Raw genomic sequence first — 18,841 nt, 5'->3', positions numbered from 1 at the left:
AGATTTCCGTTGTCTATTATAGAAATATAGAGTATTGCGAAAGGGGAAAGTAACATGACATATATATTAAAAACAAATCAGTTAACGAAAGTGTTTAAAGGGAAAGAAGTTATTTCCGGTGTTAACATGCATGTGAAAAAAGGAGAAATTTACGGTTTCTTAGGACCAAACGGTGCTGGTAAAACAACGATTATGAAAATGATTACAAATTTAATAAAACCGACGAGCGGTGAGATTGAAATTTTCGGTGAGAAGTTAACAGATACATCTTATGAAGTATTAAAGAGAATGGGGACAATTATTGAATACCCAATCTTTTATGATAAATTAACGGCGAAAGAAAACTTAGAATTACATTGTGAATATATGGGCTATTACGATAGAAATGAAATTGACCATGCTTTACATTTAGTGAAGCTGCAAGGTATAGATAATAAAAAAGTAAAAGATTTTTCATTAGGAATGAAACAACGACTCGGTATTGCAAGGGCAATCGTAACAAAGCCAGAATTACTCATTTTAGATGAACCCATTAACGGTTTAGATCCAATTGGTATTAAAGAATTAAGAGACTTATTTAAAATGCTCTGCAAAGAATATGGCATTACATTATTAGTTTCTAGCCATATTTTAGGTGAGATGGAATTAATGGCGGATACAATTGGTGTCATTCAAAATGGAAAACTAATAAAAGAAGTTTCAATGAAGAGTATTAACGGAAAACAAACAGAGTACATTGAAATTACTGTTCCTGATGTGAAGCGTGCAGCTTATATTTTAGAAGATAAACTTGGTATAAAAAACTACAAAATAATGAGTGGAAACATGATTCGGGTTTATGAAGTGGCGGTGACACAGCAAGCCATTTCAAAAGCACTTATTATGAACGATGTGGAAATTGAAAGTATTAATAAGAAACATAGTTCTTTAGAGGAATATTTCTTAAATGTAATGGATGGAGAAGGTATTCATGCTTAATGGACTGTGGCTGAACCTGGTAAGTGGATTTATCGTAATGCTAATAAGTGGAATTTTATATTATAGAAAACCAGAGCGGAAATGGTTGTTCATTGTACTAGTGATAGGAATGTTAAGCTTCGTTACTGCTGGAATTAGAATGTTAGCAGCGTAGAGACAGGTATATAAAGAATGGAGGCGTGGTTTATATGTTTAAATTAATGAAGCTCGAATGGAAGAAACATCAATTATCTAGTTACTTTAAAAGTGTAGCAATTTGTATTATAGCAATTTTCGCTGCAGTAAGCCTTATGGCATGGGGAATGAAAGCCGAGGGAGACGTGCTCTTCTTTGACTTCACACAGAACATGGCTTTAGTAAATATTTTTATTAGGATAACATTCATTATTTTTAGTTCAGTCATTTTATCACGTTTAGTAATTGATGAGTATAAGAACAAAACGATACAACTATCATTTATGTATCCGCTACAAAGGAAAATGCTAATGAGTGCGAAATTAACAATTGTTTTCTGTTTTTGTTTTGTGAGCACGATTATCGCGACTTTCATTATTAGCTTGCTCGTATATTTTGTGAGTCCAATGATGGGACTGATTGAAACACCTGCTACGATAGGTGAAATAATAGCTATCGTTCCAGGTACTATTATAAGTGCATTTATGATATCTGGTATAAGTTTAATTCCTTTATTTTTTGGAATGAGAAAGAAATCGACACCGACAACGATTACTTCAGCAGTAATAATTGGCTTGCTGATTAGTGGTAACTATGGTCCTGGAAACGGTCAAGTAAGTATGTTTGATTTTATAGCTATCCCAATCGTGCTCTGTTTATTAGGAATTTTCATTAGTTATCTATCGTTTCGTAAAATCGACAAGATCGATGTGGCGTGAAGCAAGCCTAAAACAACAACGAACTGGGGTATGACTGGTGAAAAAAATAATAGTAATTGCAATATTATTCATTACAATTGCTAGTGTAGTTTTTGGTTTTAAAGTATTTCAGGGGAAAGATTTTAAGAAAGAAAAGTCTTTTGAGATCAATAATATAAAAGAAATAGAAGTAGACAATGAAAACTGGGATATTGAATTGAAAAGTACAGATGCTAATAAAATAGTAATTTCCGTTCAAGGTGAACAAGTAGATAAAGAGATAGATCCCGTCAAAATAGAAAATGACGAAAATAAAATTGTGATTAAGCAAAAACAAAAGGCAGCCAAATTTTTTAATGGTTTTACGTTTAGAAAGAAAAATAGTATATGTATAGCTATTCCGAAGAAAGAGATAGATAAAATTATAGTAAATAATAAATCGGGTGATGTGAAAATAAGAGATCTAGTAGTAAAAAGTATCATGACGACAGGCAAATCTGGGGATGGAATGATTGTAGGACTATCAGCCGAGAAAGGTGAATTCATATCGCAAAGTGGAGAGTTAGTTGTAAAAGATAGTTCAGTACAAGAATTAAATATAAAGTCTACGACTGGTGATAACTATATAACAAATGTAAGTAACTCAAATATGAACATCACTTCAACATCTGGGGAAGTATTGCTGAAAGATATGACAGAAGGAAAATCATTATTTATAGAAACAAAATCAGGGGATATTGGCGTACGGTATAAAGGTGTCCCGGCATCATTGAAGCTTATGGCTAAAAGTAATTCGGCTGACGTAATAGTAGATTTAAAAGGACTTAAGAAAGATAAAAATACAGAAAAAATAAAAGTAGGAACGATTGGTGATGCAAAAAATGAAGCGAAGATTTTAAGTGAAACAGGAGTCATTTATATTGATTAAATCTTAGGAGGAAGGAGGACACTATCATGCTACATTTAATGAAGCTAGAATTGAAAAAGTTTAAGCTTGGTTGGTACGTGAAGAGAGCAATTATTGCAAATATTGTTATACTGGCATTAATGATCTTTGTGAGCATCATTGCTCAAGTAGAAGGTGATGCAGAAATAAGGAATCCAGAGACGATATTGTTAATGGCTAGCACAATAGTAAGAGCAACGTTTATTGTTTTTGGTAGTGTATTAATCGCAAGGCTAATAATTGGTGAATATAAAAATAAAACAATACTACTTATGTTTTCTTACCCTATTAATCGGAAGAAAATGATGGCTAGTAAGTTGGCTATTGCAGCAATAGTAACATTTATAACAGTTATTGTATCTAACATTTTAGTAGTAGGAGTTTTCTTTGGTATAGATAGCTATTTTTCAATTCTTCCTAATTCATTTACAGTAGATCAATTGATGCAAGAAGGAATAAAACTAGTTCCTTTGGCCATTGCAACTGCGGGGATGAGTTTAATCCCATTATATTTCGGAATGCGTAAACGTTCCGTGCCAACTACAATTGTTTCATCTCTTATCGTTGTCACAATTGCAATGAATGGCAACCCAGAGTTTTCTACAGCAACTTTTCTTCCCCTTCAACTAGCACTCGCAGCAATTGGAGTTGTGATTGCGTATTACGGCATTAAAAATATAGAGAAGGAAGATATAGCAGTATGATAAGAATACGTAAAATGAGTTGGTGTTATACTAACTCATTTTTTGTATATATATGCTTCGTTACTACTCTGTAAATTTAGAGTGTTTACTTAAATAATCTTGTACTCCTGGAGAAATGTTAAAGTTATTTGGACTTTTATATTCGATAGTAAACTCTCCGTCGGTACTTGTTTTAAAGGAGATCGCATAGCTATTCATTTTAGCATCGTAAGAAGTATTTTTGACCTCTGCATCTAGATTAAAATATTTTGTAATATAATTCTTTGATTCCGCAATTGCTGTTTGTTTTCCCCAAGGGGTACCATAATAGGTGAAATAAAGAGATACACTAATAACTCCAATAATAGAAGTTAGTAAAATAGTTCCCATAGCTATTTTTTTATTTTTTGTATTCAATTTGGTTACCCCTCTTCGTAATATGTATTCATTTTAACCTATATATTCCATAAAACAACCATTTAGAAAAAATAGTTTCACATGAAACAAGTTACAGAAAAAGACAAGATGTGTAAACACCTTGTCTTTTTTGTCGTTACATTTTAGGAGCTTCCATTCCAGCCGCAGCCCATTCTTCTTTTGCGGGGCCATATACGCCAGGAACTGTTAAGCCGGCTTGTCGCATTAAAACCGTCATTTGCCCGCGATGATGATTTTGATGATTAATAAGTGTCATTAAAAATATAGAATTCGGCATAGGGCGACCAAAGAAGTCATTAATAGTTGCTAAATCTTTATTAGTCCATTCGCTTTGAAGTGCTTCAACAAAAGCCGCATTCACTTTACGGTACTCATCTGCAATTGTTTTTGCAGAAGTTGGAACAGGATAATCTTTCGTTTCTCCTTCAAACTTTAGCCCTGTGCCAGATAGTATAACAGGAATTGCCGTCACGATATGCCAAGCGACTCTTCCTAACGTCCAATGTCCAGGTGCAATTTCTTGTGATAAAGATGCATCGGTTAATGAATCAAGCATTTTCTGAGTAGACTCTGCTTCGTATGTCCATGATTGCAAGAAGCCGTCAATTGTTTGGTACATTATTGTTATCCCCCTCTACTTATGTTCATAGATTAAGTTCGAGAAGAAATGACAAGTTCCCTTTATGTTTTAATGATGGTATTTAAAATTTTATATATAAATTTTATGATATTATTTAGTGTATATAGAATTATATTAATTTAGGGGGATATTATGAAAAGATTGATTTTAGGAATCATAATTTTATTTTTAATGGTAGGATGTAGCAATGAAACCTATAAAAAAGCAATGGATCAAGGGAAATTGGCGTTAGCGAGTAAAGAATATGACACGGCAGTAGCATCATTTGAGCTAGCATTAGAAGAGAAAAAGGATGATAAAGAAGCAAAGGTATTAAAAGACCAAACTACTAAGATGATAAGTTCGATAAAAGAGAAATCGAGTGGAAATATAGAACAAGCAATAGGTTTGTTTCAAGAAGTAGAAAAGATGAAAGATGGTTCCGCAATCCTTCAAAGTCAAGCGAAAGAACAAAAAGATTCGCTCATAGAGCATAAAGAGTTAAAAGGTCAATATATAGGTCAATTGGAAAAGGCAGAGAAGTTAAAGAATGATAAAAAGTATGAAGAGGCTAAAGGGATAGTAAATAAAATTGTTAACGATACTGGCCAAAATCAACAATTTATTTCGGAAAATCAACGGGCCGAAGAGCTGAATAAGCAAATAGATGGCTTACTAACTCAACAAGCAGAAGTTAAGAAAAAAGAGGAAGAGTTAAAAAATGAAAAGAAAAAAGAGGCTGATATTGGAAAGTTAAAGGGGTCTTGGATGTCATCAGAAAGTACAGACAGGCCAGTTGGGTTGGAAATAGAATCTATTAATAGTGAGAAAACAGGCGGAGAATTTATGGAACATAATATTTTTGGGAAAGGGACTACTATAGGAGACTTTCGAATATTAAGTGTGGACCAAGGGATTATTTCCATAGAGCTTGTATTTTTAATGGGAGAAAGAAAACAGAAGGTTGATTTGAAACTTGAGGAGAACACATTAACTGTACATCATGAGTTTATGGGAGGGACTAAATCTGTGAAATTAGTGAGATCAGAGTAATTTATCCCGCTATTCACCTGCAGTAAAATTCCCACCTCAAGATTCGGCTGGAGCAAAGAAGTTAGGTGGGAGATCCACTGCTCATAAAAGCCCAATTGGTTTGGGTTAATAATCAGTGGGGATGAAGAACCCCCCCACTAATTAAAGTTTCACTTTATTTAGTATATAAAAAGGAGGCTTCTAAAACGAAGCCTCCTTTTTAATTAACTTTCTTCCCACTCTTCCTCATCAACCATAAGAAATAAGGTGCTCCAAGTACAGCAACGACAAGGCCAGAAGGAATTTCTTTCGGATATGCGATTGTACGTCCAAGTAAGTCAGCAACAGAAAGAAGGATTGCTCCAAATAGTGCTGAACAAACGAATAGTCTTTGATGGTTCATACCAACAACAATTCTTGCTAAGTGAGGTGCGACAAGGCCTAAAAAGGCAATTGTACCGACAGCAGCGATATTTACTGATGCAAGTAGTGTCGCTAGCACAATTAGAGCAAGACGTGTTTTATTTACTGGTTGCCCAAGTCCAGTTGCTAAATCGTCTCCCAGTACGAGAACGTCAAGTTGTTTTATTAAGAAAAAGATAATGAATACAAGAATTAGAGATGGATATAGAATGATATTTTCTAAGTGATTCCACCCTCTTGCATACGTACTGCCAGATAACCATGTTAAAGCAGCGGCAACATTCAAATTGGCTCTAACGATAAAGATTTGAATAATTGCTGAGCCAAGTGCAGAAATACCAATCCCTATTAAAGCGAGAGCTGTTGGACTAAATCCTGATTTCCAAGAGAAGAAGAGGACAATTCCAACTGCAAGTAGTCCGCCAATAAATGCACCAATTGGTAGGAAGAAACCAGGAAGTGCAGGAAAGACATACATAATCGTTAAAGCACCGACACCAGCTCCCGATGAAATACCAATAATAGAAGGATCGGCAAGTGGGTTTCGTAATATACTTTGGAAAACAAGCCCACTTATTGCAAGGCATGCGCCAGCAATAGCAGCAACGAGCATTCTTGGTAAACGAAGATTCATCATCATATTTTTGTCAAATTGTGTTAATTGACCTGATATAACATTAGTAATGCTTTCGATATAAGCGTTACTACCGATTGTAACACCAAGAGCAATCGTCACAATACAAAGTGTGATAGATATAATGATTACCTTTTTATAAGAGTAATAGCGGGAACTAGCTCCAGCTGCATTCGCACCGTTATCATTCATATATTGTTTCGACTTCATCATTCGATACACTAAGTAAATAAGCCAAGGAGATCCAATCATTGCTGTGACTGCCCCAACAGGAAGTTCTGCACCGGTTGGATCTATTAATCTACCGACAACATCTGCTCCAAGCAATAATACTGCCCCCCATAAGAAAGAAGAGAGAAGAAGAGTAAAGTGTTGACGGTATCCGATAAGGCGCATTAAATGAGGTGCAACTAAGCCGACAAAGCCAATTGGTCCAACAACAGTAACAATTACTGCTGTTAAAAAGATTGCAGCAATGAAGGCGATAAGACGTGTTACTGCTGTTTTTTCACCAAGAGAAATAGCAACATCATCACCAAGTAAGAGAATGTTGAGTTTACGAGACATAAATAGTAAAACTAGGAAAGAAATAATGATAAATGGAAAAGCAAATTGAACGCCATCCCAGTTATTTTGAATAAGAGAGCCAGCTCCCCATAAAAATAAACCAGCTGTTTCATTTTCATAGAAAAGCTGCATCGTTCCGGTAAAGGCAGAGAGCATTAATGTAACGACCATACCAGCTAATGCCATTCTGAGTGGGGTTCCCTTTTTTCCACCAGAAATACGGTATACAAATAAAGCAGTAATAGCACCGCCGATAAATGTGAACAGAAGAGAATTAATTTGTAAACCTTTCGGTAAGAAAATTGTAGCCACTACTAGAAAGAAATATGCGCCAGAGTGAATACCCATTGTACTGGATTCAGCAAGTGGATTTTTCGTTAACGTTTGTAAAATAACCCCTGATGCAGCAAGAGCGCCTCCAGCTAAAATGGCAATTACGGCTCTAGGTAATCGAAGCATGATTAAAGTTTGATGTTCTAGCGATTGGTTCGGTGAGATAAGAGCATCAATAATCATACTATAGGAAATGTTTGCTTGACCTTGTCCGATATGAATAAAGAAAAGGAGGAGCAAGAGAGCTGCTCCTCCTCCGAATACAAGACTTGCTCGAAGTGTACGTTGTAAGCTATTCATTGTGTAATCACTTCTTCGCTGTCATTACATCTGCTACTTGTGTTGCTAAAGATGTTGCAGACTCAGGACCACCGAAAATCCAAGTGTCGCCTTTTAATTTATACATTTTGTTTTCTTTTTTGAACTTTAATTCTTCCCAAGCAGGGTTGCCTTTTAGTTGCGTGTCAAAAATGTTATCTTCATCCGCTACAATGTAAATGAAGTTTGAATCTTGTACACTTTGTAATGATTCTACAGTTGTTTGTTTAAAACCATCTGGCTCAGATTTTCCTGCTTCAAAAGTATTTGTTAAACCTAATTTTTTTGTAACTTGTAAAGCTAAAGAATTGTCAGTTAAGATACGGAATGTTGGTACGTTTTTAGCAGTAAATGCTTGTGCCATTGCGATGTTTTTATCTTTTAAGTCTGCTTTCTCAATTTTTGCTTTTGCATCAGCGAATGCTTTATCCATATCAGCTAATACTTTTTTACCTTCTTCTTCTTTTCCAACTGCTTTTGCAATTTGTTTAAATGTTTCTGTCATTTCAGCAAAGTGATCGTTATTGCTTGTTGATGGATCAAACATAACTGTTGGTGCAATTTGCTCTAATTCATTTTTAATTGCTTTACCACGGAATGAAGCTGTGATAATTAAGTCTGGTTTTAAACGGCTAATTTCTTCTAAGTTTGGTTGTTGACGTGTCCCTACATCTACAACATCTTTACTTGGTTTTGTTTTTGTATTTACCCATTTATTATAATTCTTAATGTCTGCCATCCCTACTGGCTGAACACCAAGTGTTAATAAGTCTTCTGAATATACCCACTCAAGTACAACTACTTTTTTCGCTGGTTTATCTAACTTCGTTTCCCCTTCAGCGTGTTTAATTGTTATAGCTTGATTTTTATTGTCCGCTTTTGTTTCTTTTTTCTCCTCTTTTTGCTGTCCGCATCCAACAGCGAATAGAAGAACTACTATGAAAATACTGAGAATTTTCTTCATCTTTTGCCCCCAAATTAAGTGTTTTTTATAACTAGCACCATAAGTGAAAATGGTTATCAATTACAACACCCAAATCATACTATGAGGGTATTTTAAGTGTCAATATATTTTTAAAATTTTGACGAAAAATAACAAATTATATGAATTTTTATATATTATAGTCGTTATTTATCCCGCTATTTGTCCGGCTGTAAGATTCACATCTCAAAATTTGGATGGAGCAAAGAAGTTAGGTGGGAGTCGGGCTGATTAAAGTTTCACTTTATGGAGAGTAAGTCTCTTTACTAAAAATATTGGCGAATGTGAAAAGTTTAAATGGGAACTTGGCTGTGTACGAAAGTGTAATGTGTATGGTTAATAATCTGTGGAGAGGGGGCGAAAGTACAAGCAAAAGGAGTGAGAATCGCATGTAATAATTACTAGAATGTATGGAGGAAATCTGTGTTTTATCCCCGACTAGGCAAAGTATTTCTTTGTTATTTAGATAGGTGTTTTTTAATTCGGTGATTGCGCTAAAAAGATCGAATGTAAAGGAAGTGATCAACATGTCTTCATGGAGCAATAACATAAATGGATATTGTGGGTGTAATAATCAAAATGGTGTACATGTTGATTCATGCTGTTTTAGTTGCGATGGGACAGTTCCTAAGGTTGGTCCGACAGGTTCAACAGGTCCAACGGGAGCGACAGGCGACACAGGTCCAACGGGAGCGACAGGTTCAACAGGTCCAACGGGAGCGACAGGCGACACAGGTCCAACGGGAGCGACAGGCGACACAGGTCCAACGGGAGCAACGGGAATAACAGGAGCAACGGGTTCAACAGGAGCGACAGGTTCAACGGGAGCGACAGGTTCAACAGGCCCAACAGGAGCGACAGGCGACACAGGTCCAACGGGAGCAACGGGTCCAACAGGAGCGACAGGAATAACAGGAGCAACGGGTTCAACAGGTCCAACGGGAGCGACGGGAATAACAGGAGCAACGGGTTCAACAGGTCCAACGGGAGCGACAGGAATAACAGGAGCAACAGGCTCAACAGGTCCAACGGGAGCGACGGGAATAACAGGAGCAACGGGTTCAACAGGTCCAACGGGAGCGACAGGAATAACAGGAGCAACGGGCTCAACAGGTCCAACGGGAGCGACAGGAATAACAGGAGCAACAGGCTCAACAGGTCCAACGGGAGCGACGGGAATAACAGGAGCAATAGGCTCAACCGGGGCTACAGGTACAAGTATCACGGCGACATATGCATTTGCAAATAATACCTCAGGAACAGCGATATCAGTACTTCTAGGTGGAACGAATGTCCCGCTTCCGAATAATCAAAATATTGGTCCAGGTATTACGGTTTCCGGGGGAAATACAGTATTTACGGTTGCAAATGCTGGAAATTACTATATTTCATATTCGATTAATATAACGGCTTCATTATTAGTTAGTTCACGGATTACAATCAATGGAGCACCACTTGCCGGAACAATCAATTCTCCTGCTGTAGCGACCACATCATTTAGCGCAACAATCATTACAACTCTTGCAGCAGGAGATGCTATTAGCTTGCAATTATTTGGTTTGTTAGCTGTCGCAACATTATCAACAACTACTCCAGGAGCAGTGTTAACGATAATAAGATTGAGCTAAGCCATAACTCTCTTACTCTTTTAAGATTAAGAGAGTTTCTACATATAATAAGAAGTTAATGAAGTAAAGCATAGTTATGTAAAAGTCAGAATATTATGATTGTAACGTTATGGTGACTATAATATAATGAAAATAACCATCATGAATGAACATTCATTTATTTTTTATGTATTTGAAGGGGGAATGAAGGTGGAAAAACCATGGTTGAAAAGTTATCCAGAGGAAATTCCTAGTACGATTTCTTATGATATTCAGCCGCTTCATAGATATGTAGAACAGATGGCATCTCGCTACCCAGAAAAGAAAGCGCTTCACTTTTTAGGGAAGGATATTACGTTTTCGGACTTCCATGATAAGGTGAAGAGGTTTGCAAATTATCTTCAAAAGCTCGGTGTGGAAAAGGGTGATCGAGTTGCTATTATGTTGCCGAATTGTCCGCAAGCTGTAATTGGTTATTACGGCACATTACTTGCGGGAGGTATCGTAGTACAAACAAACCCACTGTATACAGAAAGAGAATTAGAATATCAGCTTCATGACTCGGGAGCAAAAGTAATTCTTTGTCTCGATTTAGTGTTTCCAAGAGTAACGAATGTTCAATCTGCTACAAAAATTGAGCATATTATCGTAACTCGTATTGCGGACTTTTTACCATTCCCTAAAAATCTATTGTATCCATTTGTGCAGAAAAAACAGTCAAATTTAGTTGTGAAAGTATCAGAGAGTGAAACGATTCATCTTTGGAATTCAGTAGAAAAAGAAGTGAATACGGATGTTGAGGTGCCTTGTGATCCTGAAAATGATCTAGCTCTTTTACAGTACACAGGAGGAACAACCGGATTTCCGAAAGGCGTTATGTTAACGCATAAAAACCTCGTCTCTAACACGTTAATGGGAGTTCAATGGTTATATAATTGCAAAGAAGGAGAAGAAGTCATTCTTGGGGTTCTTCCATTTTTCCACGTGTACGGTATGACGGCTGTTATGAATTTGAGTGTTATGCAAGGATACAAAATGGTCCTTATTCCAAAGTTTGATATGAAAATGGTTTTTGAAGCGATTAAGAAGCATAAAGTGACACTATTTCCAGGGGCACCAACTATTTATATCGCTCTTTTAAATAGCCCACTTTTAAAAGAATACGATATTTCTTCTATTCGTGCTTGTATTAGTGGGTCAGCACCACTACCAGTAGAAGTACAGGAAAAGTTCGAAACAGTTACAGGTGGTAAACTAGTAGAGGGATATGGTTTAACAGAATCCTCTCCGGTTACACATAGTAATTTTTTATGGGAAAAGCGGGTGCCAGGTAGCATTGGAGTTCCGTGGCCAGATACAGAAGCAATCATTATGTCACTTGAAACTGGTGAGGCATTACCGCCAGGAGAAATAGGGGAAATTGTAGTGAAAGGTCCTCAAATTATGAAAGGATACTGGAATAAGCCAGAGGAAACAGCGGCTGTATTGCAAGATGGCTGGCTCCATACAGGGGATGTTGGCTACATGGATGAAGATGGATTCTTCTATGTAAAAGATCGCAAGAAAGATATGATTGTCGCGAGTGGATTTAATGTGTATCCTCGTGAAGTTGAAGAAGTATTATATGAGCATGAAAAAGTGCAAGAAGTAGTGACAATTGGAGTTCCAGATCCGTACCGAGGAGAGACAGTTAAAGCATTTGTTGTGTTAAAAGAAGGTACGGAGTGCTCTGAGGAAGAATTAAATCAGTTTGCACGTAAATATTTAGCGGCTTATAAAGTGCCGAAAGTATATGAGTTTAGAGATGAATTGCCAAAAACGACAGTAGGGAAAATTTTACGCCGTGTTCTAATAGATGAAGAGAAGAGAAAGAATGAGGATGAGCAAACGGGCTAAGGCCCTTTCTTTTTGAAAAAATAGGATTGACACTTTTCTAAATAGTCAGTATTATAAGAATATGAATGACTATTCATTCAGTCATCTTCTTGAAGGGGACAGTAAAGTGAAGAAAAATAGACCGAAATACAATCAAATTATTGATGCGGCAGTCATTGTGATTGCGGAGAATGGGTACCACCAAGCGCAAGTTTCTAAAATCGCAAAGCAAGCTGGGGTAGCTGATGGCACGATTTATTTATATTTTAAAAATAAAGAAGATATATTAATATCCTTATTCCAAGAGAAGATGGGAGAATTTGTCGAAACAATTCGTCAAAAAACAGCAGGAATTGAAAGCGCTGTATCGAAGTTATTCATGTTGGTAGAAACGCACTTCTTGCTGTTGTCGCAAAATGATCCTCTTGCTATCGTTACGCAATTAGAGCTGAGGCAGTCCAATCAAGACTTGCGCCTTAAAATAAATGAAGTATTAAAAGGCTACTTACAAGTTATGGATGAGATTTTAGAGACTGGTATAAAACAAGGTGAATTTCAAGCAGATTTAAATGTTCGCGTGGCAAGACAAATGATCTTTGGAACAGTAGATGAAGTAGTGACCAATTGGGTAATGAGCGATCATAAGTATGATCTGGTCGCACTTTCAAAAACGGTACACGGGCTACTTATTGCAGCTTGTGGTTATCGTCAATAATGGGAGGGATCATGTTGAAATTCCTATCTGTAAGAGTTGAAGATCATATCGCGGTGGCGACATTAAATCACGCACCAGCGAATGCGATGTCTTCACAAGTTATGCATGACGTTACTGAATTAATTGATCAAGTGGAAAAGGATGATAACATTCGTGTTGTTGTTATTCACGGTGAAGGACGTTTCTTCTCAGCGGGAGCAGATATTAAAGAATTTACATCTGTTACTGAAGCGAAGCAAGCAACAGAATTAGCACAGCTTGGACAAGTTACGTTTGAGCGTGTTGAAAAATGTTCAAAACCAGTTATTGCGGCAATTCATGGAGCGGCACTGGGCGGCGGCCTTGAGTTTGCTATGTCTTGCCACATGCGCTTTGCAACTGAAAGTGCAAAACTTGGTTTACCTGAATTAACACTTGGATTAATTCCTGGCTTTGCAGGTACACAGCGCTTACCACGTTATGTTGGGAAAGCGAAAGCTTGTGAAATGATGTTAACAAGTACACCAATTACTGGTGCAGAAGCATTAAAGTGGGGACTTGTTAACGGATTGTTCTCTGAAGAATCTCTTTTAGATGATACGCTTAAAGTTGCAAAACAAATTGCTGGAAAAAGTCCAGCAACAACTCGTGCTGTACTAGAGTTATTGCAAACGACAAAATCGTCTCATTACTATGAAGGTGTACAACGTGAATCACAGATTTTTGGTGAAGTATTTACGAGTGAAGATGGAAGAGAAGGTGTAGCTGCATTTTTAGAAAAGCGTAAACCTTCATTTAGTGGCAGGTAGTTCAATTATTTTTTTAATATAAATTAACAGAAAATTAAAATTGATAGAATCTTTCTGAAAAACAAGGGGGTAAATGGAATGAACATCTACGTACTCATGAAACGAACATTTGATACAGAAGAAAAAATCGTAATTAAAAACGGTGCAATTTACGATGGCGAAGCGGAATTCATCATCAACCCTTACGATGAATATGCAATTGAAGAAGCAATTCAAGTAAGAGACGCACAAGGTGGAGAAGTTACAGTTGTAACAGTTGGTGGCGAAGATAGTGAGAAAGAACTTCGTACTGCATTAGCAATGGGCTGTGATAAAGCTGTATTAATTAATATTGAAGATGATGTAGAAAATGGTGACCAGTTCACGACAGCAAAAGTGCTTGCTGAATATTTAAAAGATAAAGATGCAGATTTAATTTTAGGCGGAAACGTTGCAATTGATGGTGCATCTGGACAAGTAGGACCACGCGTAGCTGAAGCGTTAAATATTCCGTATGTAACGACAATTACAAAACTTGAAATTGACGGTACAAATGTGAAGATTGAGCGTGATGTTGAAGGTGATACAGAAGTGATTGCAACTTCATTACCAGTTTTAGTAACAGCACAGCAAGGTTTAAATGAACCGCGTTATCCATCGCTTCCAGGTATTATGAAAGCGAAGAAAAAGCCGCTAGAAGAATTAGAATTAGATGATTTAGATTTAGAAGAAGATGATGTGGAAGCAAAGACAAAAACAATTGAAATCTATTTGCCTCCTAAGAAAGATGCAGGAAAAGTGTTACAAGGCGAGCTGCAAGATCAAGTAAAAGAACTTGTATCGTTGCTCCATACAGAAGCGAAAGTAATCTAATAAAATACGAAATTATATATGCAGGAGGGAAAATCTATGGCTCGTAAAGTATTAGTAATGGGTGAAGTTCGTGATGGATCGCTACGTAACGTTTCTTTTGAAGCGGTAGCAGCAGCAAAAACAATTGCAGAAGGCGGTGAAGTAGTAGGTCTTCTAATTGGAGACAGCGTTGCCTCTTTTGCAAATGAATTGATTCATTACGGTGCAGATCGCGTTGTGACAGTTGAAAATGATAAATTAAAATCATATACATCTGATGGTTATGCACAAGCGTTTTTAGCTGTACATGCTGAAGAAAATCCAGAAGGTATCGTTTTTGGACATACAGCACTTGGTAAAGATTTATCACCAAAATTAGCAGCGAAGCTTGAAGCTGGTTTAGTTTCTGACGTAACTGCTTTAGAGGTTGAAGGTGGAAATGTTATCTTCACTCGTCCAATTTACTCTGGTAAAGCATTCGAGAAGAAGATTGTAACAGACGGCATCTTATTTGCGACAGTGCGTCCAAATAACATTGCAACTCTGGAAAAAGATGAGTCTCGCAGCGGTGACGTATCTTCTATTACAGTTGATGTGAAAGATTTACGTACAATCATTCAAGATGTTGTCCGTAAAACAGCAGAAGGTGTGGATCTTTCTGAAGCAAAAGTTATTATCGCTGGCGGACGTGGTGTGAAGAGTGAAGAAGGCTTTAAGCCATTAAAAGAGTTAGCAGACGTACTAGGCGGCGCTGTTGGGGCATCTCGTGGTGCTTGTGACGCTGAATACTGTGATTACTCATTACAAATTGGTCAAACTGGTAAAGTTGTTACGCCAGACTTATACATTGCATGTGGTATTTCTGGTGCGATTCAGCATTTAGCAGGTATGTCAAACTCAAAAATAATCGTTGCGATCAATAAAGATCCAGAAGCAAGTATCTTTAAAGTAGCTGACTATGGTATTGTCGGTGACTTATTCGAAGTTGTACCTCTTTTAACAGAAGAGTTTAAAAAGTTAAAAGTACATTCATGATTTAAGTACCCTTGAGTTCCAAGTGAAGTACCCCTATATATAGAAAAAGGTGAGAGATCCCCTGTCTCTCATCTTTTTAGTATTTAATCCGTATTTTTATATAGTATAAAGGAACATTTTTTTGTTACAATACATAACGATACATATTATTCGCCACGTATATAAGTTAATGATATACTCTTGGTAGAATATACTTGAAGGAGGAAATAAAATGGCAATTGTAAACGCAAATGACCAAAGCTTCGCAGCAGAAACTAGCGAAGGTGTTGTATTATTAGATTTCTGGGCACCTTGGTGTGGACCTTGTAAAATGATCGCTCCTGTATTAGAGGAAATTGATGCAGAACTAGGCGAAAAAGTAAAAGTAGTAAAAGTAGACGTTGATGAAAACCAAGAAACTGCTCGTCAATTCGAAGTAATGAGCATTCCAGCTCTTTTCGTATTAAAAGACGGTAAAGTAGTTGATCAAGCGTTAGGTTACAAACCGAAAGAAGCGTTAGTAGAATTAGTTTCTAAACACTTCTAAAATAAAAAAAGCTACCATTTGGTAGCTTTTTTTATTTTCTTTTTTACAGTCTTTCCGTTACAATAAAAGAACGTATGTTGGGTGTTTGGGCATAGTATGTTTTCAAGGGAAAATAAAAATGCTAAGTATGTAGAAATGGAGGGAGACGAGTGCACGAACATTTGAAAGAGAAGTTGGCTATTTTACCAGATCAACCTGGTTGTTATTTGATGAAAGATAAGCAAGGAACGGTTATATATGTCGGAAAGGCAAAAGTGCTTAAAAATCGTGTGCGCTCGTACTTTACTGGTTCACATGATGGGAAAACACTGCGGCTTGTAGGAGAAATTGTTGATTTTGAATATATTGTAACCTCTTCGAATTTAGAAGCACTTATTTTAGAGTTAAATCTAATTAAAAAATATGATCCGAAATATAATATTCAATTAAAAGATGATAAAACATATCCTTTTATTAAAATTACGGCGGAGAAGCAACCGCGCTTACTCATTACTCGAAACGTAAAAAAGGATAAAGGGAAATATTTTGGTCCTTATCCAAATGCACAATCTGCTCATGAAACGAAAAAACTGCTAGATCGTATGTATCCACTTCGGAAATGCACGAATATGCCAGATAAAGTTTGTTTGTATTATCATATGGGTCAATGTTTAGCGCCTTGTGTGAAAGAAGTGACGGAAGAACAAAATAAAGAAATTGTAGATGAAATTATTAAGTTTTTAAACGGTGGACATAAAGAAGTTCGTTCAGAACTAGAAATAAAAATGTATGAGGCCTCAGAGAAACTAGAGTTTGAACGTGCAAAAGAGTTGCGTGATCAAATTGCTCATATTGATGCGATTATGGAAAAACAAAAGATGATTATGAGTGACTTAGTGGATCGTGATGTGTTTGGGTATGCAGTGGATAAAGGATGGATGTGTGTTCAAGTTTTCTTCGTTCGAAAAGGAAAGCTAATTGAACGTGATGTTTCTATGTTTCCAATTTACGATGAACCAGAAGAGGGTTTTTTAACGTTTATCGGCCAATTTTATGAAAACAGTAGTCATTTTAAGCCGAAGGAAATTGTCGTTCCAGGAAGTATAGACTCGGAATTAGTAGAGCGCTTTTTAGAAGTGGAAGCGACGCAGCCGAAACGTGGTAAGAAAAAAGACCTTGTAGAATTGGCAAATAAAAATGCGAAGATTGCTCTTGAAGAGAAGTTTTACTTAATTGAACGTGATGAAGAACGAACGATTAAAGCGGTAGATCATTTAGGGAAGCAGCTTGGGATTGAAACGCCGTATCGTATTGAAGCGTTTGATAACTCAAATATTCAAGGAACAAATCCCGTTTCTGCAATGATTGCTTTTATCGATGGGAAACCGGCGAAGAAAGAGTATCGAAAATATAAAATTAAAACGGTTCAAGGGCCAGATGATTATGAGTCTATGAGAGAAGTTGTGAGGCGCCGTTATACAAGGGCACTTAAAGAAAATTCACCTTTACCTGATTTGATTATTATTGATGGAGGAAAAGGCCATCTAGCGGCTGCAAGTGATATTTTAGAGAATGAGCTCGGATTATATATTCCGATGGCAGGTCTTGTAAAAGATGATAAACATAAAACCTCCCATTTAATTATTGGGGATCCACCGGAACCTGTGATGCTTGAGAGAAATAGCCAAGAATTTTATTTATTGCAGCGTATTCAAGATGAGGTGCATCGATTTGCGATTACATTCCATCGTCAATTACATGGGAAATCTGTCATTCAATCAGCATTGGATGATATTCCAGGAATCGGTGATAAACGGAAAAAGGTATTGTTAAAACATTTTGGTTCATTAAAGAAGATGAAAGAAGCTTCTATAGAGGAATTTGTCGAAGCGGGTATGCCGAAAAATGTCGCGGAGACGATTTATACGTATTTAACAGATAAGAAGACGTTGTAGTTTACAACGTCTTCTGTTTTTTGGTATAATTTCTGAAGATTTAAAATAAACTCATCTGAATGAAAATACAAAAAAGTCAACTAAACTGATATGTCTAGTTGACTGTAGGTAATGCTTACACTTCAATGAGATCTTTTATATCCCATTTTACAAGAAATGTAATAGAGTCAGAACGTTTTTTCTTTTCTTCGTATGACTCTGCAACGACGTTCCGTTGCTTTTGGATTTGTTCAGCGATGAATCCGGCTTCTAGTTGATAAGAAGAATGTCGTTTTTGTTTTTGACGTTCTGCGATGAGTGTGCCTTTAAGTTGGAACTGCATTTCACGACGCTTATGTTCAACAATGCTTAAAGTGCCCCAGCCAGCCTTTTCAAAGAACTGAATGATTTCTTCAATTGTTTCTAGCGGATATTTTCTTGCAAGGTTTCTACCAGACCAGTATAAAATACCATCTAAATCGTTGCCGATTAAATCAGGTAGTAATTCTTCACGTAGCAATTCATAAGCGAAGGCGTTCAATGAAACATCTTCTAAAGATGTTGTATCGATTGTATTTTTACTCACAATATTCCCCTCTTTCTATAGGGATTATTATATAACATTTCACATTTATAAAAACAGATTTTTCTTTAGGAAAATCTGAATATATAAGAAGAAAAAAAGAATTGGCAAATTATATGCAAATTATGTATACGTTTTCTTGA

The 18,841-nt window shown here is 36.6% G+C and carries 19 protein-coding genes; 14 read left to right on the top strand and 5 right to left on the bottom strand.

Features of this window, described 5'->3' with window-relative positions:
• Positions 1-54: 54 nt before the first annotated feature.
• From ACTFP3_RS16070 to ACTFP3_RS16050, 5 genes are read left to right on the top strand one after another with little or no spacing between them, the layout of a single operon-like run.
• Positions 55-978, top strand: coding sequence for an ABC transporter ATP-binding protein (locus tag ACTFP3_RS16070; RefSeq protein WP_000221071.1), 924 nt, complete (start codon positions 55-57; stop codon positions 976-978).
• The gene (locus ACTFP3_RS16065) at positions 971-1,132 is read left to right on the top strand and encodes a hypothetical protein (protein ID WP_000931813.1); all 162 of its coding nucleotides are present in this window, start codon (positions 971-973) and stop codon (positions 1,130-1,132) included. Before ACTFP3_RS16070 ends, ACTFP3_RS16065 begins: the two co-directional genes overlap by 8 nt.
• A gap of 34 nt (positions 1,133-1,166) precedes the next feature.
• Positions 1,167-1,871, top strand: a complete 705-nt coding sequence (locus ACTFP3_RS16060; RefSeq protein ID WP_000475549.1) for an ABC transporter permease — start codon at positions 1,167-1,169, stop codon at positions 1,869-1,871.
• 37 nt (positions 1,872-1,908) lie between these two features.
• Positions 1,909-2,778, top strand: a complete 870-nt coding sequence (locus ACTFP3_RS16055) for a DUF4097 family beta strand repeat-containing protein (RefSeq protein WP_326036834.1) — start codon at positions 1,909-1,911, stop codon at positions 2,776-2,778.
• A gap of 26 nt (positions 2,779-2,804) precedes the next feature.
• Entirely contained in the window at positions 2,805-3,500 is a 696-nt protein-coding gene (locus ACTFP3_RS16050; RefSeq protein ID WP_006917761.1) for an ABC transporter permease, read from the top strand.
• A gap of 63 nt (positions 3,501-3,563) precedes the next feature.
• On the opposite strand, the gene ACTFP3_RS16045 is transcribed toward ACTFP3_RS16050, so the two are convergent.
• Together ACTFP3_RS16045 and ACTFP3_RS16040 are read right to left on the bottom strand one after the other, a co-directional pair.
• Entirely contained in the window at positions 3,564-3,896 is a 333-nt protein-coding gene (locus ACTFP3_RS16045; protein ID WP_326036835.1) for a YfjL-like protein, read from the bottom strand.
• A gap of 136 nt (positions 3,897-4,032) precedes the next feature.
• The gene (locus ACTFP3_RS16040) at positions 4,033-4,536 is read right to left on the bottom strand and encodes a DinB family protein (RefSeq protein ID WP_000284954.1); all 504 of its coding nucleotides are present in this window, start codon (positions 4,534-4,536) and stop codon (positions 4,033-4,035) included.
• Positions 4,537-4,689: 153 nt separating this feature from the next.
• Here ACTFP3_RS16040 and ACTFP3_RS16035 point away from each other — a divergent pair, with 153 nt between their 5' ends.
• Positions 4,690-5,589, top strand: a complete 900-nt coding sequence (locus ACTFP3_RS16035; protein ID WP_025709896.1) for a hypothetical protein — start codon at positions 4,690-4,692, stop codon at positions 5,587-5,589.
• A 199-nt stretch (positions 5,590-5,788) separates the two neighbouring features.
• On the opposite strand, the gene fhuB is transcribed toward ACTFP3_RS16035, so the two are convergent.
• Positions 5,789-7,825, bottom strand: a complete 2,037-nt coding sequence (fhuB, locus tag ACTFP3_RS16030) for a Fe(3+)-hydroxamate ABC transporter permease FhuB (protein ID WP_326036836.1) — start codon at positions 7,823-7,825, stop codon at positions 5,789-5,791.
• 7 nt (positions 7,826-7,832) lie between these two features.
• The gene (locus ACTFP3_RS16025; RefSeq protein ID WP_025709894.1) at positions 7,833-8,807 is read right to left on the bottom strand and encodes an ABC transporter substrate-binding protein; all 975 of its coding nucleotides are present in this window, start codon (positions 8,805-8,807) and stop codon (positions 7,833-7,835) included.
• Positions 8,808-9,352: 545 nt separating this feature from the next.
• Here ACTFP3_RS16025 and ACTFP3_RS16020 point away from each other — a divergent pair.
• The 8 genes from ACTFP3_RS16020 to uvrC all read left to right on the top strand — a co-directional run bounded on the left by ACTFP3_RS16020 (position 9,353) and on the right by uvrC (position 18,136).
• The gene (locus tag ACTFP3_RS16020; protein ID WP_440010821.1) at positions 9,353-10,453 is read left to right on the top strand and encodes a BclA C-terminal domain-containing protein; all 1,101 of its coding nucleotides are present in this window, start codon (positions 9,353-9,355) and stop codon (positions 10,451-10,453) included.
• 189 nt (positions 10,454-10,642) lie between these two features.
• A complete protein-coding gene (locus ACTFP3_RS16015) occupies positions 10,643-12,328 on the top strand; it encodes a long-chain-fatty-acid--CoA ligase (RefSeq protein ID WP_000414743.1) in 1,686 nt (561 codons plus the stop codon).
• Positions 12,329-12,434: 106 nt separating this feature from the next.
• Positions 12,435-13,022: a TetR/AcrR family transcriptional regulator gene (locus tag ACTFP3_RS16010; protein WP_000742223.1), complete on the top strand. Its 588-nt coding sequence runs from the start codon at positions 12,435-12,437 to the stop codon at positions 13,020-13,022.
• 11 nt (positions 13,023-13,033) lie between these two features.
• Positions 13,034-13,810 (top strand): enoyl-CoA hydratase, encoded by a 777-nt coding sequence (locus tag ACTFP3_RS16005; RefSeq protein ID WP_000911292.1) that lies wholly within the window; start codon positions 13,034-13,036, stop codon positions 13,808-13,810.
• 78 nt (positions 13,811-13,888) lie between these two features.
• Complete coding sequence (etfB, locus tag ACTFP3_RS16000) at positions 13,889-14,662, top strand: electron transfer flavoprotein subunit beta (protein WP_001029028.1); 774 nt, start codon at positions 13,889-13,891, stop codon at positions 14,660-14,662.
• Positions 14,663-14,698: 36 nt separating this feature from the next.
• A complete protein-coding gene (gene etfA, locus ACTFP3_RS15995) occupies positions 14,699-15,676 on the top strand; it encodes an electron transfer flavoprotein subunit alpha (protein WP_000101945.1) in 978 nt (325 codons plus the stop codon).
• A 211-nt stretch (positions 15,677-15,887) separates the two neighbouring features.
• Complete coding sequence (gene trxA / locus ACTFP3_RS15990) at positions 15,888-16,202, top strand: thioredoxin (RefSeq protein WP_001018943.1); 315 nt, start codon at positions 15,888-15,890, stop codon at positions 16,200-16,202.
• A gap of 149 nt (positions 16,203-16,351) precedes the next feature.
• The gene (gene uvrC, locus ACTFP3_RS15985; RefSeq protein WP_000544296.1) at positions 16,352-18,136 is read left to right on the top strand and encodes an excinuclease ABC subunit C; all 1,785 of its coding nucleotides are present in this window, start codon (positions 16,352-16,354) and stop codon (positions 18,134-18,136) included.
• Positions 18,137-18,251: 115 nt separating this feature from the next.
• Here uvrC and ACTFP3_RS15980 read toward each other — a convergent pair whose 3' ends face one another.
• Entirely contained in the window at positions 18,252-18,701 is a 450-nt protein-coding gene (locus ACTFP3_RS15980; RefSeq protein ID WP_000042221.1) for a YslB family protein, read from the bottom strand.
• Positions 18,702-18,841 lie beyond the last annotated feature (140 nt).

The organism is Bacillus cereus group sp. MYBK5-2 (genome assembly GCF_051915685.1).
Taxonomy (GTDB): domain Bacteria; phylum Bacillota; class Bacilli; order Bacillales; family Bacillaceae_G; genus Bacillus_A; species Bacillus_A cereus.
This window is presented reverse-complemented; position numbering and strand designations above follow the sequence as displayed.